This window comes from Xanthomonas hortorum, assembly GCF_040279205.1.
GTDB classification, from domain to species: Bacteria; Pseudomonadota; Gammaproteobacteria; order Xanthomonadales; family Xanthomonadaceae; genus Xanthomonas; species Xanthomonas hortorum_F.
Genome location: NZ_JBEOLS010000040.1, coordinates 40,901 through 48,041 on the forward strand (window position 1 = coordinate 40,901; position 7,141 = coordinate 48,041).

6 protein-coding genes are annotated in these 7,141 nt (G+C 63.2%); 4 read left to right on the forward strand and 2 right to left on the reverse strand.

The genetic code is table 11. The features are described from left to right. Nucleotides 1-41 precede the first annotated feature (41 nt). The 3 genes from ABS769_RS15235 to ABS769_RS15245 all read left to right on the forward strand — a co-directional run bounded on the left by ABS769_RS15235 (nucleotide 42) and on the right by ABS769_RS15245 (nucleotide 2,505). Nucleotides 42-842 (forward strand): exodeoxyribonuclease III, encoded by an 801-nt coding sequence (locus tag ABS769_RS15235; RefSeq protein WP_317062187.1) that lies wholly within the window; start codon nucleotides 42-44, stop codon nucleotides 840-842. Next, the gene (locus tag ABS769_RS15240) at nucleotides 839-2,206 is read left to right on the forward strand and encodes an AmpG family muropeptide MFS transporter (RefSeq protein WP_317062186.1); all 1,368 of its coding nucleotides are present in this window, start codon (nucleotides 839-841) and stop codon (nucleotides 2,204-2,206) included. Before ABS769_RS15235 ends, ABS769_RS15240 begins: the two co-directional genes overlap by 4 nt. Nucleotides 2,207-2,277: 71 nt before the next feature. Beyond that, on the forward strand, nucleotides 2,278-2,505 hold the full coding sequence (locus ABS769_RS15245) for a hypothetical protein (RefSeq protein ID WP_023905456.1): 228 nt from the start codon (nucleotides 2,278-2,280) through the stop codon (nucleotides 2,503-2,505). A 256-nt stretch (nucleotides 2,506-2,761) separates the two neighbouring features. Here ABS769_RS15245 and ABS769_RS15250 read toward each other — a convergent pair whose 3' ends face one another. Together ABS769_RS15250 and ABS769_RS15255 are read right to left on the reverse strand one after the other, a co-directional pair. Continuing rightward, nucleotides 2,762-3,904, reverse strand: a complete 1,143-nt coding sequence (locus ABS769_RS15250; RefSeq protein WP_350498197.1) for an anhydro-N-acetylmuramic acid kinase — start codon at nucleotides 3,902-3,904, stop codon at nucleotides 2,762-2,764. 73 nt (nucleotides 3,905-3,977) lie between these two features. Beyond that, nucleotides 3,978-5,396, reverse strand: coding sequence for a M23 family metallopeptidase (locus ABS769_RS15255; protein ID WP_317062184.1), 1,419 nt, complete (start codon nucleotides 5,394-5,396; stop codon nucleotides 3,978-3,980). Nucleotides 5,397-5,568: 172 nt separating this feature from the next. Here ABS769_RS15255 and tyrS point away from each other — a divergent pair, with 172 nt between their 5' ends. After that, complete coding sequence (gene tyrS, locus ABS769_RS15260) at nucleotides 5,569-6,780, forward strand: tyrosine--tRNA ligase (RefSeq protein ID WP_317062183.1); 1,212 nt, start codon at nucleotides 5,569-5,571, stop codon at nucleotides 6,778-6,780. Nucleotides 6,781-7,141: the final 361 nt, after the last annotated feature.

Here is a 7,141-nt window from a genome sequence, read left to right on the forward strand (position 1 = left end):
CGAATCTCCAATCCCCATTCCCGAATCCCGGCTCTTCATCTATGCGCATCATCAGTTTCAACGCCAATGGCCTGCGCTCGGCCACGACCAAGGGCTTCTTCGAGTGGTTCGCCACCCAGGACGCCGACGTGCTATGCGTGCAGGAGACCAAGGCTCAGGAACATCAGCTGGCCGGGCCGAAATTCCTGCCCACCGGCTACAAGGCCTGGTTTCGCGATGCCAGCACCAAGAAGGGCTACAGCGGCGTGGCGATCTACAGCAGGCATGAGCCCGACGAAGTGCGCACCGCGCTGGGCTGGCCCGAGTTCGACGAAGAAGGCCGCTATATCGAAGCGCGCTTCGGCAACCTCAGCGTGGTGTCCTTCTATATTCCGTCCGGTTCGTCAGGCGAGTTGCGCCAGGGCTACAAGTTCCAGGTGATGGAATGGCTGCGGCCGATCCTGGACGAGTGGCTGGCCAGCGGCCGGCAGTACGTGCTGTGCGGCGATTGGAATATCGTGCGCACCGCGCTGGACATCAAGAACTGGAAGTCCAACCAGAAGAATTCCGGCTGCCTGCCACCGGAGCGCGACTGGCTCAACGGCCTGTGCGCCGACGCGCTGGAAGACGCCAACGCCGCCACCGGCCGCGGCTGGGTCGACACCTACCGCGTGCTGCATCCACAGGGCGAGGACTACACCTGGTGGAGCAACCGCGGCGCCGCGCGCGCCAACAACGTCGGGTGGCGCATCGACTACCAGCTGGTCACCCCTTGGATGCGCGACAAGCTGCAATGCTGCGCGATCTACCGCGAACAGCGCTTCTCCGACCACGCCCCTTACATCGTGGATTACGCAGAGTGAGCGGGGTCACCAAGCCACGTCGACGCTGGCAGCAAGTGCTGACCAACCTTCGCCAGCGCAAAGTGCTGACGATGCTGCTGCTGGGCTTCAGTTCCGGCCTGCCGTTGTACCTGGTTGGCAACACGCTCGGCTTCTGGATGCGCAAGGAAGGCATCGATCTGAGCACGATCGGTTTCCTGTCCTGGGTTGGCCTGGCCTACACCATGAAGTTCTTATGGGCACCGATTGTCGACAAGACGGACGTGCCGTTGCTGGGCCGGTTGGGGCGACGCCGCGGCTGGATGCTGCTATCGCAGGCGGTCGTGGCGATAGGTCTGGTTGGCATGGCGCTGGTCCAGCCCAAGGGCGGCCAGGTACTGGTGATGGGCATTGCCTGGGAACACCTGGTGGTGTTCGGCGTGATGGCGGTGGTGGTTGCCTTCGCCTCGGCCACACAGGACATCGTCATCGACGCGTGGCGTATCGAAAGTGCCGACAACAGTGAGCAGCTCGGCCTGCTGACCTCCGCCTCGGCACTAGGCTATCGCTCGGCCTTGTTAGTGACCGATGCGCTGATCCTGATCATCGCCGCACGCGTCGGCTGGCAAGTCTCTTATGAGGTCATGGCAGCGCTGATGATGCTGGGCGTGATCGCCGTGACGATGGCAGGTGAGCCGGCCCGCGAAATCATTGCCGTGCACACGCAGGCCGCTTCGCTGTGGACCCCGCGTGGGCTGTTCGACGCAATCGCCGGGCCGTTTCTTGCCTTCATTCGTGAGCATCGCAGCGGCGCAATCTTGATCCTGGTAGCCATCAGCGTCTATCGCATGGCGGATTTCGTGATGGGGCCGATGGCTAATCCGTTCTATGTCGACCTTGGCCTGTCTGAAGATACCGTCGGCGCCATCCGCGGCTCGGTGGGGCTGGTTGCGACGTTCGTCGGCATTGCAGCGGCCGGTCTGGTCTCCGTGCGCTGGGGAGTGCTTGCGACCTTGATGGTTGGTGCAGTGTTGGGACCATGTTCGAATCTGGCATTTGCATGGTTAGCCTATGTCGGCCCGGACACGACCAAATTTGCAGTGGCGATGGCGATCGATAATTTCGCCAACGGCTTTGCCGGAACCGCGCTGATCGCCTACATGTCCAGCCTGACCAGCTTTGGCTATACCGCAACCCAGTACGCTTTACTGAGTTCGTTCTATGCCATGCCGGGGAAGGCTCTGAAAGGCTTCTCGGGCTGGTCGGTCCAGACATTGTCACAGGGACGAACCCTGCTGGAGGGGTACGCCTTGTTCTTCGTCGGGACAGCGCTGATTGCGATCCCCGTTGTGATCCTGTGCGGGATGCTTATCCTGCAGCAGCGCCGGCACACTGCTGCTGCTTGACGGTCGCGGGTGGCCGCAGCTCTGCGGGATGATCGCCAACACGCCGGAAACCTTGCGAATAGGGAGTATGCATGACCGATCTGGTATTGCGTGACATCGATCCATTGCTGGTAGACAGGATCCGTCGTATCTCCGTTGCACGCGGCTGGACCCAGCACCAGGCCGTGATGCATCTGCTCGAACAAGGCCTGTTCGCCAGCGAATACGAAGTCACCGGCGGCCTGCAACACCCGGAAGTCGATGCCCTGGCCGAAGCGATCGCCGCGCTCAAGGCGCTGCCGGCGGGAAATCATCCCTAGCGCTGTACAACGCTCAGCCAGCGTTGCCTCGCGTGCGAATCCACCCGGCGCGACGATGGTGTGCAACTGCGGATGGCTCGGTCAAAAGCCATGCACATTGCTGATAAGGGCTGAGGCTACGGCACACTCGCCGGCTAGACCGCACACATCATCGCCACACCTGATTAGTTGAGCGCTGGTGAGAGTCGCCAGATGCAAGGGAGGGCATTTCAAGAAGCGAGGCCGGTGGCATCCGGATCGAGCCGATGCAGGCCGCTTACGCCGGATAAATCGCCCCCAACAATCGCGGCCCCGCCGCCCCGGTCACCGACGGTAGATTGGCCGCACGCCCCGCGATCAGCTCCGCCGCCAACCACGCAAACCCCATCGCCTCCAGATAATCCGGATCCAGCCCATGCCGCGCGCTGGATTCCACCACCACGCCCGGCAACCGTGCCGCCAATCGCGCCATCAACACCGGATTGCGCACCCCGCCACCGCATACCAGCACCCGGCGGGTGTCGGGCTGCAGCCGCAACAACGCATCGGCCACACTGGCCGCAGTGAGTTCGAGCAGCGTCGCCTGCACATCGGCCGCAGACAGCGCCACGTTGCCTAGGGACTGCATCGCCTGCAGCGCCCAGGCCAGATGAAACTGCTCGCGCCCGGTGCTCTTGGGCGGCGCCAGCGCAAACCACGGGTCGGCCAACAACGCCTGCAGCAGCGCAGCATCGACCTGCCCACTGGCAGCAAATACCCCATCGGCATCGAACGGCGTGCCGTGATGCTGCTGGCACCAGCTATCCAGCAGCGCGTTAGCCGGGCCGGTATCGAAGCCCAGCACCGCGCCATTGCGCGGGATCAATGTCAGGTTGCCGATGCCGCCCAGATTGAGCACTGCACGGTCTTCGTCGCCCGCGCCCAGCATGGCCAGATGAAACGCCGGCATCAGCGGCGCGCCCTGACCACCAGCGGCCACATCGCGACGGCGGAAATCGGCCACCGTGGTAATGCCGGTGTGCTCGGCAATCCGGCTGGCATCGCCAATCTGCCAGGTGAAGGATGGATCGGCCTTGGGCCGATGCCGAATGGTCTGCCCATGCGAGCCGATCGCCCGAATGCGCCCACGCGCAATACCGCTCTCGCGGATCAATTGATTGGCGGCGGCCGCAAACGCCAGCCCCACCTGCGCATCCAGCTGCCCAAGCGCATCGATGGCGATCACTTCGGCGCCCTGGCCCAGCATCACCAGCGTCTCGCGCAGCTGCGGCTCCCAGGCCACCGTCGTGCCGGCAACCAGTTCGCAGCGGCGGTGGCTATCGTCTTCGAAGCGCACCAGCGCGGCATCGATGCCGTCGGCACTGGTGCCCGACATCAGGCCCAGGTAAAGCGGGGATTCCAGGTGTTCCAGAGCAGACATGCCAGAGCCAGTTGTGTAGCGATCCCCCAGCTTGTGCAGCCGGGCAGGGGCCGTCAACCTGCCCCGCACCCACTCAACCGCGCGGCTTGCCCTTGGCAGGCTTGGCGGCGTCGGCGTAGATCAACTTCTCCATGCCTTCGATACGCGCCAGCGCCGGCGCCGTCTGTGCACGGAATGCGGCCAGCTCAGCGCCCTGCAACGGTTCCGGCGGCGGCATGGTCACCGACATCGGGTTGCGCTGCTGCCCGGCCACGCGGAATTCGTAATGCAGATGCGGGCCGGTCGCAAGACCGGTCATGCCGACATAGCCGATCACCGTGCCCTGGTTGATGCGCTGCCCCGCCTTGACCTTGCCGAAGCGCGACATGTGCCCGTACAGCGTGCTGAAACTCCTGCCGTGGTCCAGGATCACCACATTGCCGTAGCCGCGCTGGGTACCGACAAACACCACCCGCGCATCGCCGGCCGCCATGATCGGCGTGCCCGACGCTGCCGCGTAATCCACACCTTTATGCATGCGCATCGTGCCCAGCACCGGATGCCTGCGTGCGCCGAAGGTCGAGCTGATGCGGCTGTAAGCCACCGGCATCCGGATGAAGCTCTTCTTCAACGGCCGGCCGGTGATGTCGAAATACTCGGCCGGCTTGCCGGCACGCTCGAAGCGGAAGCCGGTGTAGGTCTTGCCGCCGGTGGTAAAGGTCGCCGCGAGGATGTCGCCAGTGTTGATCCGCTCGCCCTCGCGCCAGGTCTCATCCATCACCACGCTGAAGCGATCGCCCGGTTGCAGATCCTTGTCGAAGTCGATGTCGTACTTGAAGATCTCGTCGGTCATGATCGCCACCGCCGCCGGCGACAGGCCCGACTTGCCGGCCGAGGCGTACAGCGAGCTGCTGATTTCCCCGCTTGCCACCACCGTGCGCGTGGTCGTTGCACGCTCGGTGACGTTTTCGCGCACGCTGTCGCCCAGCAGGCGCAGCTCCACGCGGTGGCTGTCGTCGCGGTCGAAGCGCAATGCGCGCAACTCGCCCGGCGTCGGCATATCGAAGGCAATCTCGGCACCCGGACGCAGCTTGGTCAGCGCCTCCTTGGTGCCCGGATGCGCCAGTACCTGGTACATCACCGCGGTCGGGATTCCCAACTCGCCGAACAAGGTGCTCAGCGTCTGCCCGGATTTGACCTGCAGAATTTCCCAATCGGTGCTCGGCGCCAGCTGCTTGCGGCTCGGCACCAACGGCGGCAGCGGCAAGGCCAGCGTGGAATGGCTGGACAGCGGGGTATCGATGGCGTTGGAGAAGCCCGGCACAATCGTGGCCACCAGTGCACCGATGGTCGCGAACAGGCTGGCATGGATCCAATGACGGCGTGTCCATTGGTCGTTGAATGCCGCCGGGAGATGCGCCTTGAGCTTGCGATGCAGGGCAGTGTCGTGGAGGACGTGGAGGCGTTCGTGAAAGCGCCGCTTGCGTGCACGGCCCTGCTCTGAGTTCTGCATCGTTCAAATTCCTCGCTGGCTCGAAGTGCGAGCCCAATCGCCGGTACCATAGACAGCCTGTAACAGCGCGTCAAACCATTGAGCCTGTTCGTTTATTTTCATTTGGCGCGGAATTAACCCGCGTTTAACATCGTTCACGTTGTTGACGGCAAACGCCGCTGGAGTCTGTGGTTTGGCCACTATCGAAGAATCCCTCGCACTCATCGGTCGCGGCGCCGAGGAGATCCTCAAGCTCGATCAGCTCGAAGCACGCCTGAAATCAGGTGTGCCCCTGCGGGTCAAGGCCGGGTTCGATCCCACCGCGCCGGATCTGCATCTGGGTCACACCGTGCTGCTCAATAAGATGCGGCAGTTCCAGCAGCTCGGGCACCAGGTGATCTTCCTGATCGGCGACTTCACCGGAATGATCGGCGACCCCAGCGGCAAGAACGTCACCCGTAAGCCGCTCAGCCGCGAAGACGTGCTGGCCAACGCGCGTACCTATGAGGAGCAGGTCTTCAAGATCCTGGACCGCGAGCGTACCGAAGTGCGCTTCAACTCCGAGTGGTTCGGCCAGATGAGAGCGGCGGACATGATCAAGCTGTCGGCCCAGCAGACCGTGGCGCGCATGCTCGAGCGCGACGACTTCGCCAAGCGCTTCACTGGCCAGCAGCCGATCGCCATCCACGAATTCCTGTATCCGTTGGTCCAGGGCTACGACTCGGTCGCCCTGAAGGCGGACGTCGAACTGGGCGGTACCGACCAGAAGTTCAACCTGTTGATGGGCCGTGGCCTGCAGGAGCACTACGGCCAGGCTCCGCAGGTCGTGCTGACCATGCCGCTGCTGGAAGGCCTGGACGGCGTGGCCAAGATGTCCAAGTCGCTGGGCAACTACATCGGCATCAACGAGCCGGCCATCGACATCGTCACCAAGACCATGAAGATCGGCGACGAGCTGACCTGGCGCTGGATCGATCTGCTCTCCTTTGATATCAGCGTTGCCGAGGCAGCACGTCTGAAGGAGCAGGTCGCTTCCGGTGAACTGCATCCGCGTGAGGTCAAGCTGCGCCTTGCTCGCGAACTCACCACACGCTTCCACGATGCCGCTGCTGCCGAGCAAGCCATCGCCGGCTGGCATGCCGTGGTGACAGGGCAGGGCGACACCAGCCTGTTGCCGCTGCAAGAAGTTGTCGTGCCTGCCGAGGGGCTACGTATCGCCAGTCTACTCACCGCTGCTGGCCTGACGCCGAGTAATTCCGAAGCGACGCGCAAGCTCAAGGAGCGAGCGGTCAAGATCGACGGCGAGGTGGTCGAAGACCTCGCGCGCCAATTCGGACCAGGCTTTGAAGGTGTCATCCAGGTAGGCAAGCGTAATTTCGCCCGTGTGGCGCTGGTCGGCGGCTGAGCTGGCGAAGGGGGTGCTGCATGGCGGCAACCCCGGCTTTGCGACGACAGATATAAGAGCCCGTAGTACCTCTATGTACGATCAGCGGCTTGCTGCAGTCAGCTACGACGGGATACCGCCGCACGCAAAGCAAAGATCGTGAAAATTTTTTCACAAACCTCTTCCCAAATAGTCGTCTTGAGCATATAGTTCGCCTCCCCCGACGCAACGGACCCGCAAACGCGGAACCAGAGCCGAACGGGTTCGAAAACCTCCAGAAATTGGGTGTTGACGAAGCAGGAAAGTCGGCTATGATGGGCGGCTCGCTACACGGAAAGACGCTACGGCGGATTGAGGTGCAGCGGCGGCAACTTCCTCTTCA

Excerpts from the sequence above, each read along its gene's own strand:
- ABS769_RS15235 (WP_317062187.1), top strand. The coding sequence starts at position 42 with ATGCGCATCATCAGTTTCAACGCCAATGGCCTGCGCTCGGCCACGACC.
- ABS769_RS15245 (WP_023905456.1), top strand. The coding sequence starts at position 2,278 with ATGACCGATCTGGTATTGCGTGACATCGATCCATTGCTGGTAGACAGG.
- ABS769_RS15250 (WP_350498197.1), bottom strand. The coding sequence starts at position 3,904 with ATGTCTGCTCTGGAACACCTGGAATCCCCGCTTTACCTGGGCCTGATG.
- ABS769_RS15255 (WP_317062184.1), bottom strand. The coding sequence starts at position 5,396 with ATGCAGAACTCAGAGCAGGGCCGTGCACGCAAGCGGCGCTTTCACGAA.